Raw genomic sequence first — 282 nt, 5'->3', positions numbered from 1 at the left:
CCGCTAGCTCAGTTGGTTAGAGCAGCTGACTCTTAATCAGCGGGTCCGGGGTTCGAGTCCCTGGCGGCGCACCGACAGACGAAGGCCCTCCACGCAAGTGGGGGGCCTTCGTCATGCGCGGGCCCACCCCGAACCAGCGAAGACGGCTGGGGGTCCGGGGGTCATCCCCCGCAAAGACACAGCATCAGCGGGTCCGGGGTTCGAGTCCCTGGCGGCGCACCGACAGACGAAGGCCCTCCACGCAAGTGGGGGGCCTTCGTCATGGGCGGGCCCACCCCGAAC

The organism is Streptomyces sp. NPDC055955 (assembly GCF_042270245.1).
Lineage (GTDB): Bacteria > Actinomycetota > Actinomycetes > Streptomycetales > Streptomycetaceae > Streptomyces.
The sequence above is the reverse complement of the archived record's forward strand: the minus strand, read 5'-3'. Positions refer to the sequence as shown.